Source organism: Brachybacterium huguangmaarense (assembly GCF_025725725.1).
In the GTDB taxonomy this organism is placed as follows: Bacteria; Actinomycetota; Actinomycetes; order Actinomycetales; family Dermabacteraceae; genus Brachybacterium; species Brachybacterium huguangmaarense.
In genome coordinates this window covers 1,259,345-1,281,505 of sequence record NZ_CP107020.1, presented here as the reverse complement: position 1 = coordinate 1,281,505, position 22,161 = coordinate 1,259,345, and the positions used below count along the sequence as shown (strand labels likewise).

Here is a 22,161-nt window from a genome sequence, read left to right as displayed (position 1 = left end):
TCGGGCAGGCGGGACCGACCAGATCACATCGGCCGCTGCGCCGCCCGGTCGCGGCGCCGGTGGACGGTCAGCACGGCGTCCGCGAGGCGCGGCAGCAGCTCGCGGTGGGCGTCGCAGAACTCGTGGCCGGTCCCGACCGCGAGGGCCACGTCGGCCACGGGGTCCACCCAGAACGCGGTGCCCGCCATCCCGAAGTGCCCGAACGTGGCGGGGTCGTTGCCGTGCCCCGTCCAGTGGGGGCTCTTGTCCCCCCGCACCTCGAAGCCGAGCCCGAAGGGGTTGGGGCTCTGCTGCCCGAAGCCCGGCATGATGCCCACCAGCTCGGGGAGCTGGGGCGTCGTGACGGCGGCGAACGCCTCGGGGCCCACGAGGGTGGGGCGCAGCAGCTCGCCGCACAGCAGGGCGAGGTCCTCGAGGGTGCCGAAGGCGCCGACCGACGGGGAGCCGGTCCAGCGCACGCCGTCCATGCCGAGCGGGTCGAGCACCTGCTCCCTCACCCAGTCCTCGAGGTCGCGCCCGACGGCGGCGGCCACGTGCTCCCCGCCCAGGTCGATGCCGCGATTGGAGTAGTGGCGTCGCCGCCCGGGCGCCATCAGGGTCCGGTCGGATCCGTAGAACAGGCCGGAGGCGTGGGCGAGCACGTGACGCAGGGTCGAGCCCTCGGGGCCGCACGGCGCCTCGAGGTCGATCAGACCGCGGTCGAGCGCGACGGCGGCCGCGTAGCCGGTCAGCGGCTTGGTGACGCTGCGCCAGGCCCGCTCGCGCCGCACGTCGCCGCGCCGTTCGCGGACGCCCTCGGGCCCGATCACGATCGCGGCGCCCTCGAAGGGCAGCTCGTCGAGCACGTCGAGCGGCGAGGCGCCGGCGCGCGGGCGCCCGGCCTCGTGCGCCGCCTCGTCCGCCATCTCTCAGGCCCCGGCGCGGGCGAGCAGCTCGTCGGTCAGCGCGGGCCACGCCTCGACGTGGGCCGGGGAGAAGGGCTCGTCGCCCAGGAAGGCGGCCGCGAGGCCGCGATCGGGATCGACCCACAGGAACGAGCCGGACTGCCCGAAGTGGCCGAAGGTCGCGGGCGAGCTGCGGGTGCCCGTCCAGTGCGGCGACTTGCCGTCGCGGATCTCGACGCCGAGCCCCCAGTCGTTGGGACGCTGGCGGCCGTAGCCGGGCAGCACCCCCGACAGCCCCGGGAACTGCACGGTCGTGGCCTCCTTCCACAGGTCCTGGGGGATGAGGGTGGGCCGCAGCAGCTCGCGTCCCACGGCGAGCAGATCGGCGACCGTGGCGCCGTACCCCGCGGCGGGAGAGCCGTCGACGTCGATGTCGCCCAGGCCGAGCGGGGCGACCAGGCGCTCCTCGAGCCACTCGGCGGTCGAGTAGCCGGTCGCCTCGGCGAGGTGGTCGCCGAGCACCTCGAAGCCGGTGTTGGAGTAGATGCGGCGCGTGCCGGGCGCGGCGAGCAGCGTGTCGCGGTCCCCGTCGAAGGAGTAGCCCGCGGCGTGGGCGAGCAGGTGGCGCACCGTCGAGCCCTCGGGGCCGGCCGGCTCGTCGAGGTCGACGAGGCCGCGGGAGACGGCGACGAGCACGCCGAGGGCGGCGATCGGCTTGGAGACGCTCGCGAGCGGACGCGGCACGTCGGGGGCGCCCTGGAGGAGCAGGGTGCCGTCGGCGTCGGTCAGGCCCACCGTGCAGGGGAAGGCGAGGGAGTCCGGGAGAGGTAGCGGCGAGTCGTCCACCGGCCCAGGATCCCACAGGGCCCACCCGCACCGGCCGAGCCCGGTCCCGAGTCTGGTCTGCACGAATGCTGCACAGGATCTGCGGCCGTCGGCCGGGGGTGCGCGGGACCTGCACGGTACGATCGGGCAGGTGCGTGCCCCGTCGAACGGGCCGGGAGCGCCGCCGACCCCGACCAGCAGAGGACCGGAGGACCACACGTGGGGATCTTGGAGCGCATCGAACGCGGCCTCGACCGCGGGGTGACGAGCGTCTTCTCGCCGGGCCGCGGCCACATCAAGCCGCTCGACCTGGCGCAGGGCCTCAAGCGCGAGTGCGACGACCAGATCCAGGTCCTCGACCGCACGCGCACCCTCGCGCCGAACGTCTACGCCGTCTATCTGAGCAGCGCCGACCACGAGCGCTTCGCCTCGTGGGAGGACACGCTCCTCGAGGAGCTCGAGCGCGTGATCGTCGAGCACGCCGAGAAGCAGTCCTACATGTTCGTCGGCGCGGTCTCCGTCTCCCTGCAGACCGACGACGAGGTGCGGCAGGGGCGTTTCGAGACCGAGTCCCGCACCGAGCGGGGCGCCGTGGCGCCCGCGACCGGCAGCGCCCGCGCCGGCGGGACCGACCCGATCCTCGAGATCGACGGCCAGCAGTACCTGCTCACGGGCCGCGTCACGGTGATCGGGCGCGGCGGCGACGCCGACATCATCCTCGACGACACGGGCGTCTCGCGTCACCACGTCGAGCTCTCGAGCCAGGGCGACGGGGGCGTGGTCGCGACCGACCTCGGCTCGACCAACGGCACGTTCGTGGACGGGGAGCGGATCTCGACCCCCGTGCGCCTGGGCGACCGCTCGCTCGTCACGGTGGGGCGCACGCGCATGACGGTGATCCTGCCCGACCGCTCGACGACGGCGGACTGGTGAGGCGTCCGTGAGCGAACTGACCATCGTCGTCCTGCGGATCGGCTTCGTCGTCGCCCTGTGGGTCTTCGTGATCGCCGTGCTGCTCGTGCTGCGCAACGACCTCTTCGGCACGACCGTGGTCACGCGGGCCTCGAAGCCGGACCCGCGCCGCGAGCAGAGGCCCTCGGCCGATCCGGCCGCGGCGGCGGCCCTGCGCACCGATCCCGCCGTCACCGCGACCACGCTCGTGGTGACGGCCGGCCCGCTGCGCGGGACCACCCTCACCCTGGGGTCGACGCCCGTGCTGATCGGCCGCGCCCCCGAGTGCACCCTCGTGCTCGACGACGACTACGCCTCCAACCGGCACGCCCGGGTGTTCCAGCGCGACGGCCAGTGGTGGGTCGAGGACCTCGGCTCCACGAACGGGACCACGCTGTCGGGCAAGAAGATCGAGGGCACGGTGCCGTTCAAGTCGGGCGCCCGGGTGCGCATCGGCCGCACCGAGGTCGAGCTGAGACGAGGACCCCGATGAGCTTCGCCCTGCGCTACGCGGCCCGGTCCGACGTGGGCCTGGTCCGGTCCAACAACCAGGACTCGGGCTACGCCGGAAGCCACCTCGTGGCCGTCGCCGACGGCATGGGCGGCCACGCCGGCGGCGACGTCGCCTCGTCGATCGTGATCGGTCGCCTCTCGCAGCTCGACTCCGACACCCCGGCGACCGAGATCGTCGCGGCGCTCGAGGACGCGATCCTCGACGCCAACCAGTCGATCCTTCGGCGCGCCCGCGACGAGCCCCAGCTCGCGGGCCTGGGCACCACCGTCACCGCGCTCCTGCGCGCCGAGGGCAAGTTCGCCCTCGCCCACATCGGCGACTCGCGCGCCTACCTGCTGCGCGACGGCGAGTGCACGCAGATCACCAAGGACCACACCTTCGTCCAGCGCCTCATGGACGAGGGCCGCCTGACGCCCGAGGAGGCGGAGCGCCACCCCCAGCGCAGCGTGCTCATGCGCGTGCTCGGCGACGTCGACTCCGACCCCGAGCTCGACCTGTCGCTGCGCCCCGCGCGCGCGGGCGACCGCTGGATGCTGTGCTCCGACGGGCTCTCCGGCCTGGTCTCGCTCGAGACCATCGGCCGCACCCTGCGGGAGATCGACGATCCCGGCGAGTGCGCCGACGCCCTCGTCCAGCTCGCCCTGCGCGGCGGCGGACCCGACAACATCACGTGCGTGATCGCCGACGTGGTCGACCTCGACGCCCTGCCCAAGGGCATGGGCGCCCCGTCCTCGAGCCCCGAGATCGTGGGCTCGGCGGGGCGTTCGCGCCACCAGCCCACGGCGGCGTCGGGGCCTGCCGCGAAGGCCGCGGCGCTCACCCGCCCTGAGCGCCCGACCCCCTTCGAGGACGAGGACTTCGCCGAGGAGGACGCCCCGCGGCGCAGCCACTGGCCCGCCGTGGTCGTGACCCTGCTGATCGCCGCGGTGCTCGCGGGCGGCCTGTGGGCCGGGTACGCGTGGACCCAGGGCCAGTACTACGTGGCGGCGCAGGACGACGAGATCGTCGTCTACCAGGGCGTCTCCCAGGACCTCGGGCCCGTGCACCTGTCCCATCGCATCGAGTCGACGGGCATCAGCACCGACGACCTCTCGTCGGTGACGCTCGAGCAGGTCCGGGACACGATCCCCGCCGACTCGCGCGAGGCCGCCGACGAGGTCGTCGCGACGCTCCGCGACGAGGCGAGCCGCACCCAGGAGGCGCGGCGCGCCCAGGAGGAGGCCGCCCAGGCCGAGCAGCAGGCGGCCGAGCAGTCGGCCCAGCCCGGCGCCGTGCCGTCCGAGCCCGCGCCGACCACGACCGAGAGCGCAGGGGGGTAAGTGACGACCGTCGTCTCGTACACCGCGCGCACGCGCCGGTTCACCCATGCCCTGCTGCTCCTCTTCGCACTGGTCATCGGGCTGGGCGCGTACGCCCTCGTGGGCCTCGGGCGCACCGGGGAGATCCCTCCCTCGCTGCCGACCACCGCGATCGTGGTGACCGTGCTCGCGGTCGCCCTGCAGGCGGTCGTCATGTGGCGCGCCCCCTACGCGGACCCGGTCATCCTGCCGCTTGTGCTGCTGCTGAACCTGATCGGGCTGTCGGCCATCTCGAGCTTCGACTCCGCCAAGGCGCTGTACGCGTCCAAGGCCACGCACTACGCGGACCGTCAGCTGATCTGGACGGTCGTCGGCGTGGTGCTCGCGCTCGTGGTGCTCGCGCTCCTGCGCGACCACCGCCTGCTGCGCCGCTACACGTGGGTCAGCGCGCTCGTCGGCGCCGTGTTCCTGCTGCTGCCGCTCGTGCCCGGCCTCGGGCGCAGCGTGTATGGGGCGCGGATCTGGATCGCGGTCGGCAGCTACAGCTTCCAGCCCGCGGAGATCGCCAAGATCTGCTTCGCCGTGTTCTTCGCGGGATACCTGGTCTCCCGGCGCGACACGCTCGCCCTGGCCGGCCCCAAGGTGCTCGGCATCCATCTGCCGCGCTGGTCGGACTTCGGGCCGATCCTGGTGGCGTGGGCCTTCGCCGTCGCGGTGCTCGTGTTCGAGACCGACCTGGGCACGTCCCTCATGTTCTTCGGCCTGTTCGTCGCGATGCTGTATATCGCGACCGACCGCCTGAGCTGGCTCATCATCGGGGCGGTCATGTTCCTGCCGCCCGCGATCTTCGCGGTCACCCAGGTCAGCCACGTGCGCACCCGCCTGACCTGCTGGCTCGACCCGATGAGCTCGGCGAACTTCTCCCGCTGCGGCCAGATCAACGAGGGGCTGTTCGGCATGGGCAGCGGCGGCGTGCTCGGCTCGGGCCTGGGCAACGGGCGCCCCAACATGGTGCCGTTCGGCCAGAGCGACTTCATCTACGCGGGCCTCGCCGAGGAGATGGGCATGGTCGGCGCCTTCGCCGTGCTCGTCCTGTACCTGCTGCTGGTCCAGCGCTCGCTGCGCGCGGCCGTGGGCATCTCCGACGGCTTCGGGACCCTGCTCGCCGGGGGGCTCGGCTTCGTCATCGCGCTGCAGGTCTTCGTCGTCGTCGGGGGCGTGACCCGGGTGCTCCCGCTGACCGGCCTCACGCTCCCCTTCCTCGCCGCGGGCGGATCCTCCCTCGTGGCCAACTGGATCATCGTGGGCATCCTCGTGCGGCTCTCGGACGCGGCCCGGCGTCCCGCCGCGCGCCGCATCGCCCCCGAGACCGCACCGGCCCCGGCGGAGGTGGGCTGACATGAACAAGCCGCTGCGCCACGTCGCCCTCGTCGTCGGGATCCTGTTCGTGTTCCTGTTCGGCTCGACCACGTACATCCAGGCCATCCAGGCCAAGTCGCTCAACGACGACTCGCGCAACCACCGCACCCTGTACGCGGAGTTCGGTCGGGACCGCGGGCCCATCGTGGTCGCGGGCGACCCGATCGCCGACTCGGTCAAGACCGACGACACCTACGGCTACCAGCGCACCTACGCCGACGGGCCGATGTACGCGCCCGTGACGGGCTACTACTCGGTCGTCTACGGCTTCACGGGCCTCGAGAACTCCCTCAACGACACGCTCTCGGGCGAGGCGGACTCGCTGTTCTACCAGCGCATCTCCGACATCGTCTCGGGCCGCACCCCGCAGGGCGCGACCGTCGAGCTCACGATCGACCCCGCGGCGCAGAAGGCCGCGTGGGACGGCCTGCAGGGCCATCGGGGGGCGGCCGTCGCGCTCGACCCGGAGACCGGGGCGATCCTCGCGATGGCCTCGACCCCGTCGTACGACCCCAACGACATGGCCAGCCACAGCCGCAGCGCCGTGACCGAGACCTGGCAGTCGCTGTCCAAGGACTCCTCCAAGCCGATGACCAACCGGGCGATCGGCGGCGACCTGTACCCGCCGGGGTCGACGTTCAAGCTGCTCGTGGCCGCCGCCGCGCTCGACTCGGGCCAGTACACGAAGGACTCCGTGATCCCGGGCCCCGGCACGTACCAGCTGCCGGGCTCCTCCAACGTCATGAACAACCACTCCGAGGGCGACACCACCCCGTGCGGCGACGGCGACCAGTCGAGCCTGCAGGACGCCCTGCGCCAGTCGTGCAACACGTCGTTCGCGCTCCTGGGCACGGCGCTCGGGCAGAAGGCGCTGCAGGACATCACCGCGGAGTACGGCTTCGGCACCAAGATGTCGATCCCGATGCGGGTCACGCCCTCGAGCATCGGCGACGACCTCGACGGCGCCCAGCTCGCGACCACCTCGATCGGCCAGTACGAGGACCGCGTCACCCCGCTGCAGATGGCGATGGTCGCCGCGTCCTTCGACAACGACGGCGTCGTCATGGAGCCGCAGCTCGTGCAGTCGGTCCGCACGAGCGACCTCAAGGAGATCTCCTCGCTCACCTCCACCAAGCTCTCCCAGCCGCTCTCGGCCTCCAACGCCGCGCAGATGCGCGACATGATGGTCGCGACCGTCGAGGACGGCACCGGCACGGCCGCGCAGATCGACGGCGCCGAGGTGGGCGGCAAGACGGGCACCGCCCAGTGGGGCTCGGGCCGCACCCCCCACGCCTGGTTCGTGGGCTACGCCAACGCCGGCGACCGCAAGGTGGCCGTCGCGGTCGTGGTCGAGGAGGGCGGCTACGGCGCCCGTGCCGCCGCCCCGATCGCGCGCGACATCATGGAGGCGGTGGTCTCGCCGTGAGGACGCAGCCGGGACTGGTGCTCGAGGGCCGCTACGAGCTCGTCGAGCTGATCGCGACGGGCGGCATGGGCCAGGTCTGGAAGGGACGCGACCAGGACCTCGACCGCGACGTGGCGGTCAAGGTGCTGCGCGAGGAGTACGCGGGCGACGAGGGCTTCCTCAAGCGCTTCCGCGCCGAGGCGCGCCACACCGCGGCCCTCTCGCACGACGCGATCGCCGCGCTCTACGACTACGGCGAGCTCGACGGGCGCGCCTACATCGTGATGGAGCTGTGCACGGGCCGCCCGCTCTCGGAGATCATCGAGGAGAACCCCGGGGGCCTGCCCGAGCGCCGCGTCATCTCGGTGCTCATCGACCTCGCGCGCGCTCTCGACGCCGCCCACTCCAAGGGCGTCGTGCACCGCGACGTCAAGCCCGAGAACATCCTCGTCGACGAGGACCACGACTGGCGCATGAAGATCACGGACTTCGGGATCGCCCGCAGCACCGACCAGGCGCGGCTGACCAAGACGGGGCTCGTGATGGGCACCGCCCAGTACCTCTCCCCCGAGCAGGCCATGGGCAAGCAGGCCACCTCGCTCTCGGACGTGTACGCGCTCGGGATCGTGGCCTTCGAGATGCTGACGGGACACCGGCCCTTCACCGGCGCGAGCCAGGTCGACATCGCGATGGCGCAGGTCAAGCAGCCGGCACCCGAGCTGCCCGCGTCGATCGACCCGGACCTGCGCCAGCTCGTCTCGATGACGCTCGCCAAGGCCCCCGCGAACCGTCCGCGGTCCGCCTCGGCCGTCGCGCGCATCCTGGAGTCCATCCAGCGCGGCGAGCACCCCCGCTTCACGACGGGCGCGATCCCCTCGGTCCGCAGCACGGGCGAGCAGCCCGCCTCGACGTCGGCGAGCCCCGGCGGCGTGGCGACGAGCCCCACGGGCACGCGCACCGCGGCGATGCCGCTGCCGCGCACCTCGGGCCGGCGCGGCATCCGTCACCGCTCGGGGCCCTCGGCGAGCTCGGGCCTGTCGGCCCCCTCGGGGCTCTCGGCCTCGAGCCCGCAGCCCGCACCGGGCTCCGAGGCGCGCCGTGCGGCGCAGGTCTCGCCGAGCGGGGCCTGGCGCCCCGCCGATGCGGCGGCCGCCGGCCCGGAGGGCACGTCGGGCGACTCCGGTCGCACCGAGCGGACCACCCGCGGCACGTCGACGGGGCGGCGCCTGGGGCCCTTCTCGGTGCCCGGGCTGCTGCTGATCCTGCTGCTGCTCGTGGTGGTCGTGGTCGCCGTGCTGGGCGGCACCGGGCATCTGTTCGCGCTGGCCGGGGCGTCACCTACGATGGTCGGATGGGCCGCAGACGGCCCGGTCATGTCATGAGGACGGTTGGACTGTGAGCGAGAAACCCGTGGTCCTGGGCGGCCGGTACGAGCTGGGCCACGTCATCGGACGTGGCGGCATGGCCGAGGTGTACCTCGCGACCGACACGCGCCTGCATCGCACGGTCGCCGTCAAGGTGCTGCGCTCCGACCTCGCCCGCGACGACTCCTTCCAGGAGCGCTTCCGCCGGGAGGCCCAGAGCGCCGCGGGCCTCAACCATCCCGCGATCGTGTCCGTCTACGACACGGGCGAGGACCACCGCACCGAGCGCGGCCACGAGATCTCGATCCCGTACATCGTCATGGAGTACGTCGAGGGCCGCACCCTGCGCGCGTTCATCCACGAGGACCGGCCGATGGAGATGCGCCAGGCCGCCGAGATCATGGCCGGCGTGCTGTCGGCGCTCGAGTACTCGCACGAGCGCGGCATCGTGCACCGCGACATCAAGCCCGGCAACATCATGATCACCGAGCACGGCGCCGTGAAGGTGATGGACTTCGGGATCGCCCGCGCGGTCGCGGACGCGACGAGCGCGATGACGCAGACCCAGGCAGTCATGGGGACCGCCCAGTACCTCTCGCCCGAGCAGGCGCGCGGCCAGCTCGTCGACGCCCGCTCGGACATCTACTCCGCCGCGTGCGTGCTGTACGAGATGCTCACCGGGCGCCCGCCGTTCACGGGCGACTCGCCCGTCTCGATCGCCTACCAGCACGTGCGGGAGAACCCGGTCCCGCCGTCGACGTACAACCCCACGATCCCGCCACCCATGGACGCCGTGATCCTCACGGGGCTCGCGAAAGACCGCGACGAGCGCTATCCGAGCGCGGTCGCCTTCTCGCGCGACATCGCGGCGGTCGTCGCGGGGCGTCCCCCGCAGCTCGTCGCGGGCGGCACCCTCACGGGCGCCGACGGTCAGACCACGACGGTGCTCTCCCCCGTCGGCGCCACCCAGGTGCTGCCCGAGGGCGAGACCCAGCTGATCCCGACCCAGGGCGGCCACGCCGTCGCCCCGGTCGCCTCGGCGCCCGCGCCGACGGGGCCCGGCGCCACGCCGCCCGGCGACGACGCGGCCGAGAAGCGGCATCGGCGGCCGGTGTGGCTGTTCGTGCTGATCATCCTGGCGGTCCTCGCGATCGCGGCGGCCGCCCTGGCGTACTTCAACCCCTTCGGGGGCGCCGACACCGCGACCGTGCCCGATCTCGTGGGCGACACCCAGGCCGAGGCCTCCGCGAAGCTCAAGGACGCGGGCCTCAAGCCCGCGTTCACGCCGAAGGCGGACGCCGACGTCGAGAAGGGCCGCGTGATCTCGACGGACCCGACCTCGGGCAAGGAGGTCGCCACGGCCTCGACCGTCACCGTCGTGGTCTCGAGCGGGCCGGGCACCGTCGACGTCCCCGACCTCACGGGCAAGACCCCCGACGAGGCCGAGCAGATCCTCGATGCGCAGGGCCTGGGCCTGAAGGTCGTGGACTCCGAGGACTCCAAGGACGTCGACAAGGGGCAGATCACGCGCAGCAAGCCGGCCGCGGGCACGACCGCGAGCGAGGGCGACACCATCGAGGTGTGGACCGCCTCGGGCGACGTGACCGTGCCCGCCGTGGTCGACATGAAGAAGGACGACGCCGTGAAGGCGATCGAGGAGGCGGGTCTCAAGGCCGAGGTGACCGAGGCCGAGAGCGACACCGTCGATCCCGACACCGTGACCTCGCAGAATCCCGCGAGCGACGGCACCCAGACGGCCGAGAAGGGCTCGACCGTGCAGATCGTCGTGGCCACGGCCCCCGGCCCCGTGACCGTGCCGAACCTGACCGGGCAGACCGCGGACGCCGCGGCCACGAAGCTGGGCGACCTCGGCCTCGGCGTCAAGCGCACCACCGAGCACTCGAGCGACGTGCCCAAGGGCTCCGTGATCCGCACCGACCCGGAGGCCAACTCCCCCGTCGACGCGGGGTCGACCGTCACGATCGTGGTGTCCGACGGGCCGGAGCCCACCCCGACCACCTCGGCACCGGCCTCGCCCACCGAGTCGACGTCCCCGACCCCGACCGAGACCGGGACGCCCACCGACGAGGACCAGCCCCAGGGCTGATCCTCCGCACCGCTGAACGGAGAACGCATGGCGCGCAGGAAGCGCACACCGACGGCCACCACCCGCCCCGCCGAGACGGACGAGGCCCTCGTCGAGCAGCCCGACGACACGACCGTCGAGTCGCCCGCAACCGATGGCACCGCCGAGGCCGAGGAGGCCGCGGCGGACGGCGCGGAGGAGGCGTCCGACGACGACTTCGACGGCTTCGGCGACACGATCGCTCCCCGCCGGCGGGCCGCGAAGCGGGCCTCCGAGCCGTCGAAGCGCCGCGCCGAGCCCTCGAAGCGCCGCGCCCCGGCCCGCCTCGAGGTCCCCGACGAGGCCAAGGACTCCTCAGCCACCGGCACCGCGCGCGCCCGCCGCAGCGCCGAGGCCGAGCGCACGCGCACCACGACCACGCGTCGACGGGTCGCCGCGACCGCGCCGAACCCCGCGTGGCTGGCCCCGACCGCGGTCACGCTGCTGATCGTGGGCCTCGTCTACCTCGTCGCCTTCTACCTCTCGGGCGGTCAGCTGCCGCTCCCGATCCAGGACTGGAACCTGCTCGTGGGGTTCGGGATCATGGTCGTCGGCGGCGGGCTGCTCATGCGCTGGAAGTGACGGGGATGTCCTCGACGGAGGTGCCCCCGCTCCCCGACGGCGAGCCCGCCCGCCACCCCTGGACCCGCTTCGTCGCGATCGGCGACTCCTTCACCGAGGGGATCGGCGATCCCGACCCGACCGTGCCGGGCGGCCACCGCGGCTGGGCCGACCGGGTCGCCGAGGAGCTGGGCAGCGACGTCGACGGCTTCTCGTACGCCAACCTCGCGATCCGGGGCCGTCTCTTCCGGCAGATCATCGACGAGCAGCTCGAGCCGGCGCTCGCCCTCGAGCCCGAACTGGTGAACTTCATGGCCGGCGGCAACGACGTGCTGCGGCTCGCCGATCCCGATGCGATCGCCGTCGAGATCGACGAGACGGTCGGGCGGCTCGCGGACACCGGCGCCACCGTCGTCCTGTTCACCGCGCCGGACGTCGGCTCGACGCCGGTGCTCAACCTGATCCGCGGCCGCGCCGCGATCTACAACGAGAACCTGCGCACGATCGCGTCCCGCCACGACGCCGCCGTGGTGGACCTGTGGGCGCTGCGGGCGCTCACCCACGAGTCGATGTGGGCCGAGGACCGCCTGCACTTCTCGGCGCGCGGGCACCAGACGATCGCGGCCGAGGTCCTCGACACCCTGCACGTCCCCCACCACCTGCACCCGGCCGACCCCGAGGACGCACCGCTGCTCACCTGGCGCGCCGCACGCCAGGGAGACCTGCAGTGGGCGCGCTCGCACTTCGGCCCCTGGGTGCTGCGACGCCTGCGCCACCAGTCCTCCGGCGACGACCTGGTGCCCAAGCGCCCCCAGGCGGCGCCCGTCTTCGGCAAGGGCATGCCGCCCGGATCGGCCGCCTCCCCCGCCCCCGAGCAGGACTGAGCCGGCGCCGGTCCGCGCTCGCCCGGGGTGCCCGTGCGATGCGTGGGGAGTTGTCCCCACGGCGGGGACGGGCGGGTGCACGGTAGCGTGGGCCCCGGCGGCGCCGCCGCCCACGACGGGACCACCCACCGAGGGACAACCATGCACTCCACCACCTGGGCGCGGCGGCTGCGGGCCGTGCTCCTCCTCCCCCTCCTCGTCGTCCTCGCCGCGTGCGGCAGCTTCAAGGGCTCCCTCGAGGTGCAGGACGTCGAGACCCTCTACGTGAACTTCGAGCTCGGCATCGAGAAGGACATCGCCTCGATGAGCGGCATCTCCTCCGCGCAGGCGCTGTGCGACGAGTTCTCCTCCGAGGACGGCGGGGTCACGGGCCCCGACAAGGCCGATCCGAGCGAGACCGACGACATGTACGTGTGCACGGTGGCCGGGACCATCGCGCGCGAGAACTTCAACGGCGACTTCCAGCTCAGCGAGGACAACGGCGAGTACCACCTCGTCGTCACCCCGGCCGACGCGGGCCTGGAGGGGACCGACGCCTTCGGCGACATCGACTTCCAGCTGACGGTCGAGTTCCCCGGCGACGTCATCGAGTCCTCGGGCGGCACCGTCGACGGCAAGACCGTGACCTACACCGATCTGAACGAGTTCGCGAGCACGGGCATCGACATCCGCGCCAAGACGGGCGGCAGCGGCCTCGTGTGGGCCATCGTCGGCGGCATCGCCCTGCTCGTCGTGCTCGTGATCATCGCGGCCGCGGTCGTGGCCGTCGTGCTGCTGCTGCGCCGCCGCAAGCGCGACGGGAGCACGGTGCCCCCGGTCCCCGGCGGCTACGCCGGCCCGTCGGGCACCGCCTCCGCCCCGCCCGCGCCGAACGCGTACGGCGGTCCGGGATCCGCGGCACCGGGCCCGAACGGGCAGGGGCCGAGCGCGCCCGGCCAGGGCGTCCCGCCGGCCTACGTGCCCCCGAGCGGCGGCACCTCCCCGGCGCCGCAGGGCTACGGGTCGCCGCAGGGCCAGGGCTACGGCTCCCCCGTCGACGCGTCCGCGCCGCAGGGCTACGGCTTCCCGGCCCCGAGCACGCCGGCCTACGGGTCGCCGTCCTACGGTTCCCCCACCCCGCCGCCTGCCGGTCAGCCGCCGCTGCCGGGCCCGGGCGGCCAGCCTCCTGCGTCGTCGTCATCCTGGGCCTCGCCCGGCCCGCAGGCGCCGGTCCAGCCGCCGCATCACGGCTCGCCCGCCCCGTTCCCCGGCCAGAGCGCGTCGGGGCCCCAGGGCTCGCGCGCCCCGGCCGCTCCGAGCGGGCAGGAGGCGTCGCAGAATGCGGCCGAGGACCAGCCGTGGGCCCAGCCGCCGGCTCCGCACGAGCCGTCCGGCGAGCAGCCGCCGGCCTCCGGCCAGCAGCCCTGGTCCCGCCCGGACGAGCGCGGCTGAGCGCGGCGCCCAGGGCCGTCGATCCAGGCCGTCGATCCGGGCCGTGTGAGCTTCTTCATGCGGCCCGGATTGGCGCCCTCGGGCACGGACGACTACTATCGATGAGGTCGGCCTGAGCCGGCGAGCGCCCGTAGCTTAACGGATAGAGCATCTGACTACGGATCAGAAGGTTGGGGGTTCGAATCCCTCCGGGCGCACCGCAGAAGCCCCGCGATCTCATCGATCGCGGGGCTTCGTCGTCGTCGGTGCACGCGGGGATCCGCGCCGAGCGCCTCCCGCATCGGCCGCGGGCCGAGATGTCAGCCGGGCGAGGCCTGCAGGGCCGCGACCCGGAGCAGGGCGAGCCGCGACGCGTCCCCCGAGCCGGGCACGGCGGTGTAGACGACCATCCGCAGATCGTTGCCGGGCACGGTCAGCACGTCGCAGTCGACGGTGATCGGTCCCGCCGCCGATCCCGTCACCGTCTTGCGCGACGACCGGTGCTGCGCGATCCGCCCCGAGTCCCAGTGCGCGGCGAAGGCCGGTGACGCCGAGCGCAGCCGCGCCACGAGAGCCGTGAGCGCGGCGTCCGTGACATACCGGGCGTGGGCCGAGCGGAGGTCCGCGGCCAGGTCGCTCGCGAACTCCTCCTCGTGCGCCGGGGAGAACTCGATGGTCGCGTGACCGTGCATGAAGTGGCGCCAGACGAGGTTGGCGTCGTCCCCGCGGTACGACGAGGGGTCCCCGAGCAGCGCGGCCCAGAGCGGGTTCCACTGCAGGATGTCCCAGGCCGCCGAGTAGACCGCGACGGGGACGTCCCCCAGGCGGTCCGTCATCCGCTGCACGCCCGGAGGGATGTGACGCGGCACGTCCGTGCGCGGCGGAGGAGCTGCACCCGCCATCAGGTAGAGATGGTCGCGCTCCTGCTCGCTCAGGCGCAGCGCACGCGAGAGGGCGCCGAGCAGTTGCGGCGACGGATGCCGCGCACGCCCCTGCTCGAGCCGCACGACGTCGTCGACGCTCATGCCGGCCAGCGCGGCGAGCTCCTCCCGGCGCAGCCCCCGGGTCCGGCGCACGCCGCCTGCCGGCAGCCCCACCTCGGCAGGCGAGACACGCTGCCGCCACGACATGAGGACGTTCCCGAACTCGCTCATGACACCCATGGCGCGCCCCCGACGCCGACGGATCCTGGTACGGGCGGTCCTACCGACGCGCCGTGCCTGGAGCGGTCGCGTGCCCCGGCGCAGACTGGATTCCATGACCACGACACTCATCACCGGCGCCAACAAGAGCCTCGGACTCGAGACCGCCCGTCGCCTCGTCGCAGCCGGACACACCGTCTACGCCGGCATGCGCGACCTGACCACCGGGGAGGCCGCCCGCGAGCTCGGCGCCGTCCCCGTCCAGCTCGACGTGACGGACGACGGGTCCGTCGCCTCGGCGATCGCTCGCCTGCCAGAGCTCGACGTGCTCGTCAACAACGCCGGCATCATCGGCGGCGCCGCGGACATCGACGACCTCACGCCCGAGATCATGCGGACGACGCTCGAGACGAACGTCGTCGGGATCGTGCGCGTCACCCAGTCGGCGCTGCCGCTGCTGCGCGCGTCGGCGAACCCGGTGATCGTCAACGTCGCCTCCGGGCTCGGCTGGCCGCGGTTCCTGCTCGGGCACCCCGACGCCCAGCACGTCCTCGCGGTGCCCTACCCGGCGTCCAAGGCGGCGGTCATCGCGCTCACGGTGCAGTACGCCCGCAGCCTGCCCGGGTTCCGCGTCAACGTGAGCGATCCGGGCTTCACCGCCACCGACTTCAACGGCCACCGCGGACACCAGACGGTGACCGAGGGGACGGACGCGACGGTCGCGCTCGCGTGCGTCGGCCCGGACGGGCCGACGGGCGAGTTCCACGACCGCGAGGGGCGCATCGCGTACTGACGTACGTGGGGCCCCTGCCCTGGTCGCCGGCCCGGACGGCCGGCGAGCGCGATCGACCGCCCAGCGGGTGGACGATCGGTCAGCGGCCGGAGGGTCGGTCAGCGGAGGGTCGGTCAGCGGGGGGCCGGTCGCTCAGGGCGTGACGATCTTGCCCGGGTTGAGGTTCCGACCGGGATCGGAGGTCGTGAACAGGTCCTGCAGGATGCTCACGCCCACCGCGGTGACGTCCTGCTCCATCCACGGCTGATGCTCGGTGCCCACCGCGTGGTGGTGCGACAGGGTCGCGCCGTGGTCGATGAACGCCTGCTGCATCGTGCGCTTGACCGTGTCGTACTCCGCGAGAGCCCGATCGTCGTCCGTGAACGGGAAGGCGAAGGTGAAGTAGAGGCACGCCCCGGAGTGGTAGCTGTGCGACATGTGGCAGAACACGAAGCCGGGGCGGCCGATCTCGTCGAGCGCCCGGTGGACCGCCGCCGTGACCTCGGCGTGCACCTCGTTCAGCCGCGACCACGGGGCGGCGGTCTCCGAGACGTCGCCGAACACCCCGTAGTCGAGCAGGAAGTCGCGCAGGTAGGGCGTGTCGAACTTCTTCTGGTCGTAGATCTTGCCGGCGCCCGCGCCGAGCGAGACGCCGTCGTTGGCCTTGACGATCTTCTTGACCACGCCCTGCTGGCGCGCCACCGCCTCCTTCGAGCCCTCGAAGCACACGTAGCCGATGCACATCCCCCGCTCCGTGTCCCAGCCCTTCGAGGCGAGGTACGCGAAGAGCTTGTCCTGCACGGTCGCGGTCACCTTCGACTTGAGCGTCGTCGGCTCCTTGAGCATGGACAGGGAGAACGCGGTCTCGTCGCCGTCGGACAGCCGCGCGAAGGTCGTGTGGATGTCGGTGTTGCGCGTGATCGCGTGCATCGTGCGGATCCCGTGCTCCCAGTCGGGGAACATGTACGCGATCACCTGACGCTCGGGGGCCAGACGGTGCACCTGCACGGTGACCTGGGTGATCACGCCGAGGCGCCCCTCGGAGCCCACCACGATCTCGCGCAGGCTCGGCCCGGTCGACTGGCTCGGGAGACCCTTGATGCGCAGCACCCCGCGGGGATGGACGAGGTGCAGCCCGCGCACGATGTCGGCGATGTCGCCGTACTTGTCGCTCTGCATGCCCGTCGAGCGGGTCGCCGTCCATCCGCCGAGCGTCGAGTAGGCGAAGGAGTCCGGGAAATGGCCCAGCGTCCACCCGTCGGCGTTGAGCTGCTCCTCGAGGTCGGGCCCGTAGACCCCCGCCTCGACGACCGCGAGGCCGGCGGTGTCGTCGATCGACAGCACGCGGCGCATCCGGCCCAGGTTGAGCGTGACGACGGGGCGCTTCTCGTCGACGTCGGGGGTGACGGAGCCGGAGATGCACGAGCCGCCGCCGTAGGGGATCAGCACGAGGTCCGCGTCCAGCACGATCTCGAGGACCCGCTGGACCTCCTCCTCGGTCCCCGGGTACACGACCGCGTCGACGAGGCGGACGAAGTCGCCCGTGCGCACGCGGTAGAGGTCGCGGACCGAGCGGCCGAAGGAGTGCACGACGCGGTACTCGTCGTCGGTCGCGACGTTGTCCTCGCCGAGCACCTCGACGAGGCGGGCGCGCACGTCGCCGGGCAGGATCGAGGCGGGCACCTCGAAGTCCGAGAGCTGCGGCTCGACGGCCGGCGGCAGCGACGGCAGGTCGATGCCGATCTTGTCGTACGCGAACGGGGCGAACGCGGGCTTGTTGTCCCAGCGGAAGGTGACGTCGTCGAGACCCCACCCCCACCACTTGTGGCGCTTGACCTCTCGTGCGCTGCCCGGGGTCGCCGCTGTCGTCATCGAGTGCTCGCCTTCTTCTCCTGGTCCGGGGGCTCGGGGCCGTCGGAGGCCCCGAGGATCTGATCGTGATGGGTCTGGTACAGGTCCTGCACGCTCGCGCGGATGCGGGCGGTGAAGTCCGTGACGGTCTCGTCGGGGTCGGCCATGAGCGGCTCGCCGAAGATGACCCCGACCGGCGGGCGGCCGGGCCGCGGCCAGTAGCGGCCCTTGGGCATCGCCTCGTAGCCGCCCACGATCGCGGCCGGCACGACGGGCACGCCGCCGCTCGCCGCGAGCGCGGCAGCGCCGGGGTTGAACGCCCCCAGCACACCGGTCTGCTGGCGACCGCCCTCGGGGAACACGAGGATCGGCACGCCGCCGCGCAGCAGGCGCCGGGAGACCCCGGCGTTCTTGCGCGAGCCGTCACGGTCGATGAAGTACGCGTTCATCATCCAGCGCACGAACAGGCGGCGGTACCAGACGGGGTGCCAGTAGTCCGCGGCGACGCCGGTCGAGAGCAGCCGCGCCTGGGTCCAGGGCAGGCTCATCGCGAGCAGCGGGGCGTCGACATGGCTCGTGTGGTTGGCGACCAGCACGAACGGGCCGCGGATCGAGCGCACGCGGCGGTTGACCTCGACGCTCGGAGTGACGGCCGAGCGCACGACGAGGCGGAAGATGCCGCGCTGCAGGACGCGGCGCACGACGGCGCGCCAGCGCGACCGGTACATGGCGAGCTGCTCGTCGGAGTAGTCGAAGCCCTCGGCGCGCGAGCGCGAGGACAGCGAGGGCCGGCGCTGGCGGGACGAGCCGGACGCGGAGGGGTCGGGGGACGGGGACACGGCGCTCAGCCCTCCTTGCTGCGGCGCGAGCTGAGCAGTCCGCTCAGCCGGTGGATGAGGTTGCGCGGGGCGATCCGCGCGAGCACCACGATCACCTTGAAGCGCGTGGACGGGATCGAGATGACCTTGTCGCGCGCCATGTCCTTGAGGCACTCCTCGACGAGGCGCTGCGGGCTGAGCCACAGGAACCCGGGAATCGACGAGCCCTTGATGCCGGCGCGCGAGTGGAACTCGGTGCGCACCCAGCCGGGCGCGAGCAGCGTGACGTGGATGCCGCGGTCGTGGAGCTGCACGTGCAGGGCCTCGGTGTACGAGTTCACCCACGACTTGATGGCCGAGTAGTTGTTCTGGGTGACGAAGGCGCTCACGGAGCCGACGTTGACGATCCATCCCTCGCCGCGCCGCTCCATCGCGCGGGCGGCGGCGCCCGAGAGCACGATGACCGAGCGCATCATGACCTCGTAGCCGAGGTCGTGCTCGCTCATGTCGGGATCGGTCAGCTCCGTGCGCACCGAGAAGCCGGCGTTGTTGACGAGCATGTCGATCGGCGGGGTCCCCTCGGCGGTGTCGTCGGCCTCGAGACGGTCGGCGACGCGCTGCTGGTCGTCGCGGTCGGAGAGGTCGGCGGCGACGGTCTCGACGCCGATGCCGAAGTCGCGACGCAGCTGCTCGGCGGTCTCCTCGAGCCGCGCGGCGTTGCGGGCGACCAGGACGAGGTCAACCCCCCGCCGTGCGAGCGCCGTCGCGAATGCTGCTCCGATGCCGGATGTGCCACCGGTGATCAGGGCCCTGTGCATGGGCCTACGGTACACTAGCGAGGCGCTGACCAGCGTCGGGACGACCCTCGTCCCGCCGGGCTCCGAGCCCTGCGAAGACCGCCCCTCCTCACCCCCGGAACCTGCGTCCCACCTGCGACGACGCAGGCATCGAGGCGGACGGGCGCGACCGCGGCACGGGGCCCCGTCCACCGCCGCCGTCCCCAGGGGAAGCCCAGCATGCCGAACACGCCCGCCTCGTCGAGCACGGATCCGAGCACCGAGCCGAGCACGGCTCCCCGCGCCGACCAGCAGATCCTGCTCACCGGGGTCACGGGGTTCCTCGGCCAGGCCGTGCTGCAGTCCCTTCTCGAGAACTTCCCCGCCGTGCGCGTCACCGCCCTCGTCCGCCCCAAGGGCGTGCAGACGGGCCGCAAGCGTCTCGAGGGACTGCTGCGCAAGCCCGTGTTCACGTCCTGGGGCGAGCGCGTCGGCGCCGACGAGGTCCGTCGTGCCTTCGACGAGCGCGTCGACATCCTCGAGGGCGACCTCACGGACATGCCCGCGATCGAGCAGCGCATCGACACCGTCATCCACTCGGCGTCCTCGGTGTCCTTCGACCCGCCCATCGACGAGGCCTTCCGCACCAACGTCGGCGGCGCCCGCAACCTCTACGAGGCGCTCCTCGCGTCCGGGCAGGATCCGCACGTCATCCACGTCTCCACCGCGTACGTGGGCGGCATCTCCAAGGGCCTGCGTCAGGAGGGCTCGCTCGCGCACGACGTCGACTGGCGCGCCGAGCACGAGGCCGCGCTCGCCGCCCACCACCGGGTCGAGGCGCAGTCCCGCACGCCCGAGACCCTGCGCTCCCAGATGCTCGCCGCGCGTGTGCGCCAGGGCAAGATGGGCCCCAAGGCCGTCGCCGCGGCCGCCGAGGAGCTGCGCACCACGTGGGTCCACGACCGTCTCGTCGACTACGGGCGCACGCGCGCCCAGTCGGTCGGCTGGACCGACATCTACACGTTCACCAAGGCCATGGCCGAGCGGGTGGCCGAGGACCTGTGGGCCTCCGCCGGGCACCGCGTGTCGTTCGTGCGCCCGTCGATCATCGAGTCGGCGCTGCGGCGCCCCTACCCGGGCTGGATCGACGGCTACAAGGTCGCCGATCCGCTCATCATGGCCTACGGGCGCGGGCTGCTGCCCGAGTTCCCGGGCCTGGCCGACTCGATCCTCGACATCATCCCCGTCGACTTCGTGGTCAACGTGATCGTGGCGCTCGCGACCCAGAAGGTCGACCGTCGGGGCGACGAGGCGTACTTCCAGGTGGTCTCGGGCGCGACCAACCCGCTGCCGTTCCACGAGATGGTCACGGCCGTGCGCGGCTATTTCGTCGAGCAGCCCCTCGAGGACGAGAAGGGCCGGCCGATCGAGGTGCCCGAGTGGGACTTCCCCGCGGTCGAGGCGGTCGACGTGCGCTTCCGCCTCAAGGAGCTCGCGACCAAGGCGGGCCAGGTGGCGGTGTCCCGCCTTCCCGCGACCCGGCGGACCCGCGAGTGGACCTCGACGCTGCACCGCAACGCGTCGGGCCTCGAGACCCTGCGCAAGTACACCGAGCTGTACCGGCAGTACACGAAGACCGAGATGGTCTTCGACGACGCCAACACGCGCGCCCTGCGCGAGGAGCTGCCCGAGGCCTTCCTGCGCGGCGGCACCTCGACGGAGGGCGTGGCCGGTGCGCTCGAGGGCGTCGAGCGGGCCGAGCTGGACTTCGACATCGCCGAGCTGGACTGGCTGCGCTACTTCCGCGAGCTGCACCTGCCCGCCGTGACGGAGCTGACCAAGGCGTACTCGCGTCGCAAGGCCACGCTCGACCGCCGCGCAGGCCGTCCCGCGCCGCCCATGAAGGAGGGCTCGGACATCCTGGCGGTGTTCGACCTCGACGGCACCGTGGTGGCCACCAACATCGTCCAGCAGTACCTCGAGGTCATGCGCGCCACGCGGTCCAAGCGCCAGTGGCCGGGCGAGATCGGCAACCTGCTGGGGGCCCTCCCGGGCTACCTGCGCACCGAGCGGCGCGACCGCTCGGAGTTCATCCGCTCGGTCAACCGCCGCTACCGCGGCTTCCGCGCCGACGAGCTGCGCGCCCTCATGCAGGGCCAGCTCGGCCGCCGGATCCGGGCGTCGATCCGTCCCGAGGCGCTCGAGCTCATCGAGCGGCATCAGCAGGCCGGCCATCGCACCGTCCTGGTCACGGGCGCGCTCGACGTGCTCGTGGAGCCGCTCGCCGACCTCTTCGACGAGGTCGTCGCGACCCACATGGACGTCGACGCGAACGGCGTGATGACCGGCTACCTCGCCACTCCCCCGGTCGTCGACGAGGCGCGCGCGAACTGGCTGCGCAAGTACGCCGGCCGGGTCGGCGCCGATCTCAAGAAGTCCTACGGCTACGGCGACTCGCTCGCCGACGCCTCGTGGCTCGAGCTCGTGGGCACGCCGTCGGCGGTCTCGCCGGACCTCGGCCTCTACTCGATCGCCAAGAAGAAGCGCTGGGCCATCCTCGAGTGGTGACGGCGCGGCGCGGGTGTCGGCCTCGCAGTCACAGCCGCGCGAGCAGCGGCGCCAGGCGCAGGCGCACCGCCCGCTGGATCAGCACGGGGTAGACGTGGGCGGCGAGCCCGCCGAACAGCACGAGGCCCGCGACGCCCCAGGCCCCCGCGGCCGCGGGGGCGACCGCCGCGCCGGCGTGCACGAGGGCGCCGACGCCGTGCGCGGCGAGGCTCTCGCGCGTATGCCGGTCGACCGCGCGCAACCCCGCCCGGGTGCCGGCGGTCCCGCGGCCACGGCCGAGCGACGCGTTCCAGCGCACGGCGTCGAGCACCCGCATCACGAGGCCGATCCCCAGCAGCCGGTGCAGCACCCGCTCACCGGGCGGCACGTCGAGCAGCCATCGCGGCAGATGCGGCGCGAGGGGACGACCGAGGAAGGGCACGAGCCCGAAGCTCGTCATCGTGACGACGAGCGCGAACACCGGATGGCGGGGGCCCACCGTCGCCCAGGCGCCGATCAGCAGCAGGACGCCGATCGCGCCCACCACGGCCGAGGTGGCCCGGCGCCGCCCCCGCCCCGGATCCACCGGCCCCGGCGTCACGGCGCCTCCCGTCG

The 22,161-nt window shown here is 73.0% G+C and carries 19 protein-coding genes and 1 tRNA gene; 13 read left to right on the top strand and 7 right to left on the bottom strand.

Going from position 1 to position 22,161, the window contains the following annotated elements:
- Window positions 1-23: 23 nt before the first annotated feature.
- Together BRM3_RS05655 and BRM3_RS05650 are read right to left on the bottom strand one after the other, a co-directional pair.
- Entirely contained in the window at window positions 24-905 is an 882-nt protein-coding gene (locus tag BRM3_RS05655) for a serine hydrolase domain-containing protein (RefSeq protein WP_263595112.1), read from the bottom strand.
- A 3-nt stretch (window positions 906-908) separates the two neighbouring features.
- Complete coding sequence (locus tag BRM3_RS05650) at window positions 909-1,730, bottom strand: serine hydrolase domain-containing protein (RefSeq protein WP_263595111.1); 822 nt, start codon at window positions 1,728-1,730, stop codon at window positions 909-911.
- Window positions 1,731-1,928: 198 nt separating this feature from the next.
- Here BRM3_RS05650 and BRM3_RS05645 point away from each other — a divergent pair, with 198 nt between their 5' ends.
- The 11 genes from BRM3_RS05645 (at window position 1,929) to BRM3_RS05595 (ending at window position 13,858) form a co-directional block, all read left to right on the top strand.
- Window positions 1,929-2,642 carry an FhaA domain-containing protein gene (locus BRM3_RS05645; protein WP_263595110.1) on the top strand — a complete coding sequence of 238 codons (714 nt, stop codon included), beginning with the start codon at window positions 1,929-1,931 and terminating at the stop codon, window positions 2,640-2,642.
- A gap of 7 nt (window positions 2,643-2,649) precedes the next feature.
- The gene (locus tag BRM3_RS05640) at window positions 2,650-3,153 is read left to right on the top strand and encodes an FHA domain-containing protein FhaB/FipA (RefSeq protein WP_263595109.1); all 504 of its coding nucleotides are present in this window, start codon (window positions 2,650-2,652) and stop codon (window positions 3,151-3,153) included.
- Window positions 3,150-4,493, top strand: a complete 1,344-nt coding sequence (locus BRM3_RS05635) for a PP2C family protein-serine/threonine phosphatase (protein ID WP_263595108.1) — start codon at window positions 3,150-3,152, stop codon at window positions 4,491-4,493. The genes BRM3_RS05640 and BRM3_RS05635 overlap by 4 nt, the downstream gene beginning before the upstream one ends.
- Entirely contained in the window at window positions 4,494-5,870 is a 1,377-nt protein-coding gene (locus BRM3_RS05630) for an FtsW/RodA/SpoVE family cell cycle protein (protein WP_263595107.1), read from the top strand.
- Window position 5,871: 1 nt separating this feature from the next.
- On the top strand, window positions 5,872-7,317 hold the full coding sequence (locus BRM3_RS05625) for a peptidoglycan D,D-transpeptidase FtsI family protein (RefSeq protein ID WP_263595106.1): 1,446 nt from the start codon (window positions 5,872-5,874) through the stop codon (window positions 7,315-7,317).
- The gene (locus tag BRM3_RS05620) at window positions 7,314-8,678 is read left to right on the top strand and encodes a serine/threonine-protein kinase (protein WP_263595105.1); all 1,365 of its coding nucleotides are present in this window, start codon (window positions 7,314-7,316) and stop codon (window positions 8,676-8,678) included. Before BRM3_RS05625 ends, BRM3_RS05620 begins: the two co-directional genes overlap by 4 nt.
- A gap of 13 nt (window positions 8,679-8,691) precedes the next feature.
- Complete coding sequence (pknB, locus tag BRM3_RS05615) at window positions 8,692-10,767, top strand: Stk1 family PASTA domain-containing Ser/Thr kinase (protein ID WP_263595104.1); 2,076 nt, start codon at window positions 8,692-8,694, stop codon at window positions 10,765-10,767.
- Window positions 10,768-10,794: 27 nt separating this feature from the next.
- Window positions 10,795-11,367: a cell division protein CrgA gene (locus BRM3_RS05610; protein ID WP_263595103.1), complete on the top strand. Its 573-nt coding sequence runs from the start codon at window positions 10,795-10,797 to the stop codon at window positions 11,365-11,367.
- A gap of 5 nt (window positions 11,368-11,372) precedes the next feature.
- Complete coding sequence (locus BRM3_RS05605) at window positions 11,373-12,230, top strand: SGNH/GDSL hydrolase family protein (protein ID WP_263595102.1); 858 nt, start codon at window positions 11,373-11,375, stop codon at window positions 12,228-12,230.
- A 141-nt stretch (window positions 12,231-12,371) separates the two neighbouring features.
- Window positions 12,372-13,661 (top strand): LppM family (lipo)protein, encoded by a 1,290-nt coding sequence (locus BRM3_RS05600; protein ID WP_263595101.1) that lies wholly within the window; start codon window positions 12,372-12,374, stop codon window positions 13,659-13,661.
- A gap of 124 nt (window positions 13,662-13,785) precedes the next feature.
- Window positions 13,786-13,858, top strand: a tRNA-Arg gene (locus tag BRM3_RS05595).
- Between the two features lie 102 nt (window positions 13,859-13,960).
- Here the strand turns inward: BRM3_RS05595 and BRM3_RS05590 are convergent.
- Complete coding sequence (locus tag BRM3_RS05590; protein ID WP_263595100.1) at window positions 13,961-14,794, bottom strand: helix-turn-helix transcriptional regulator; 834 nt, start codon at window positions 14,792-14,794, stop codon at window positions 13,961-13,963.
- A 103-nt stretch (window positions 14,795-14,897) separates the two neighbouring features.
- Between BRM3_RS05590 and BRM3_RS05585 the strand changes: the two genes are divergently transcribed.
- Window positions 14,898-15,575: an SDR family NAD(P)-dependent oxidoreductase gene (locus BRM3_RS05585; RefSeq protein WP_263595099.1), complete on the top strand. Its 678-nt coding sequence runs from the start codon at window positions 14,898-14,900 to the stop codon at window positions 15,573-15,575.
- A 132-nt stretch (window positions 15,576-15,707) separates the two neighbouring features.
- Here the strand turns inward: BRM3_RS05585 and BRM3_RS05580 are convergent, their stop codons facing one another.
- Genes BRM3_RS05580 through BRM3_RS05570 form a run of 3 tightly spaced genes read right to left on the bottom strand, consistent with a single transcriptional unit; the run spans window position 15,708 to window position 19,041 of the window.
- Window positions 15,708-17,426 (bottom strand): FAD-binding oxidoreductase, encoded by a 1,719-nt coding sequence (locus tag BRM3_RS05580; RefSeq protein ID WP_263595098.1) that lies wholly within the window; start codon window positions 17,424-17,426, stop codon window positions 15,708-15,710.
- On the bottom strand, window positions 17,423-18,244 hold the full coding sequence (locus BRM3_RS05575; RefSeq protein ID WP_263595097.1) for a lysophospholipid acyltransferase family protein: 822 nt from the start codon (window positions 18,242-18,244) through the stop codon (window positions 17,423-17,425). Before BRM3_RS05575 ends, BRM3_RS05580 begins: the two co-directional genes overlap by 4 nt.
- A 5-nt stretch (window positions 18,245-18,249) precedes the next feature.
- Window positions 18,250-19,041, bottom strand: a complete 792-nt coding sequence (locus BRM3_RS05570; RefSeq protein ID WP_263595096.1) for an SDR family NAD(P)-dependent oxidoreductase — start codon at window positions 19,039-19,041, stop codon at window positions 18,250-18,252.
- Between the two features lie 198 nt (window positions 19,042-19,239).
- On the opposite strand from BRM3_RS05570, the gene BRM3_RS05565 reads away from it, so the two are divergent.
- On the top strand, window positions 19,240-21,567 hold the full coding sequence (locus tag BRM3_RS05565; protein WP_263595095.1) for an HAD-IB family hydrolase: 2,328 nt from the start codon (window positions 19,240-19,242) through the stop codon (window positions 21,565-21,567).
- 28 nt (window positions 21,568-21,595) lie between these two features.
- Here BRM3_RS05565 and BRM3_RS05560 read toward each other — a convergent pair whose 3' ends face one another.
- Window positions 21,596-22,147 carry a glycosyl-4,4'-diaponeurosporenoate acyltransferase CrtO family protein gene (locus tag BRM3_RS05560; protein ID WP_263595094.1) on the bottom strand — a complete coding sequence of 184 codons (552 nt, stop codon included), beginning with the start codon at window positions 22,145-22,147 and terminating at the stop codon, window positions 21,596-21,598.
- Window positions 22,148-22,161 lie beyond the last annotated feature (14 nt).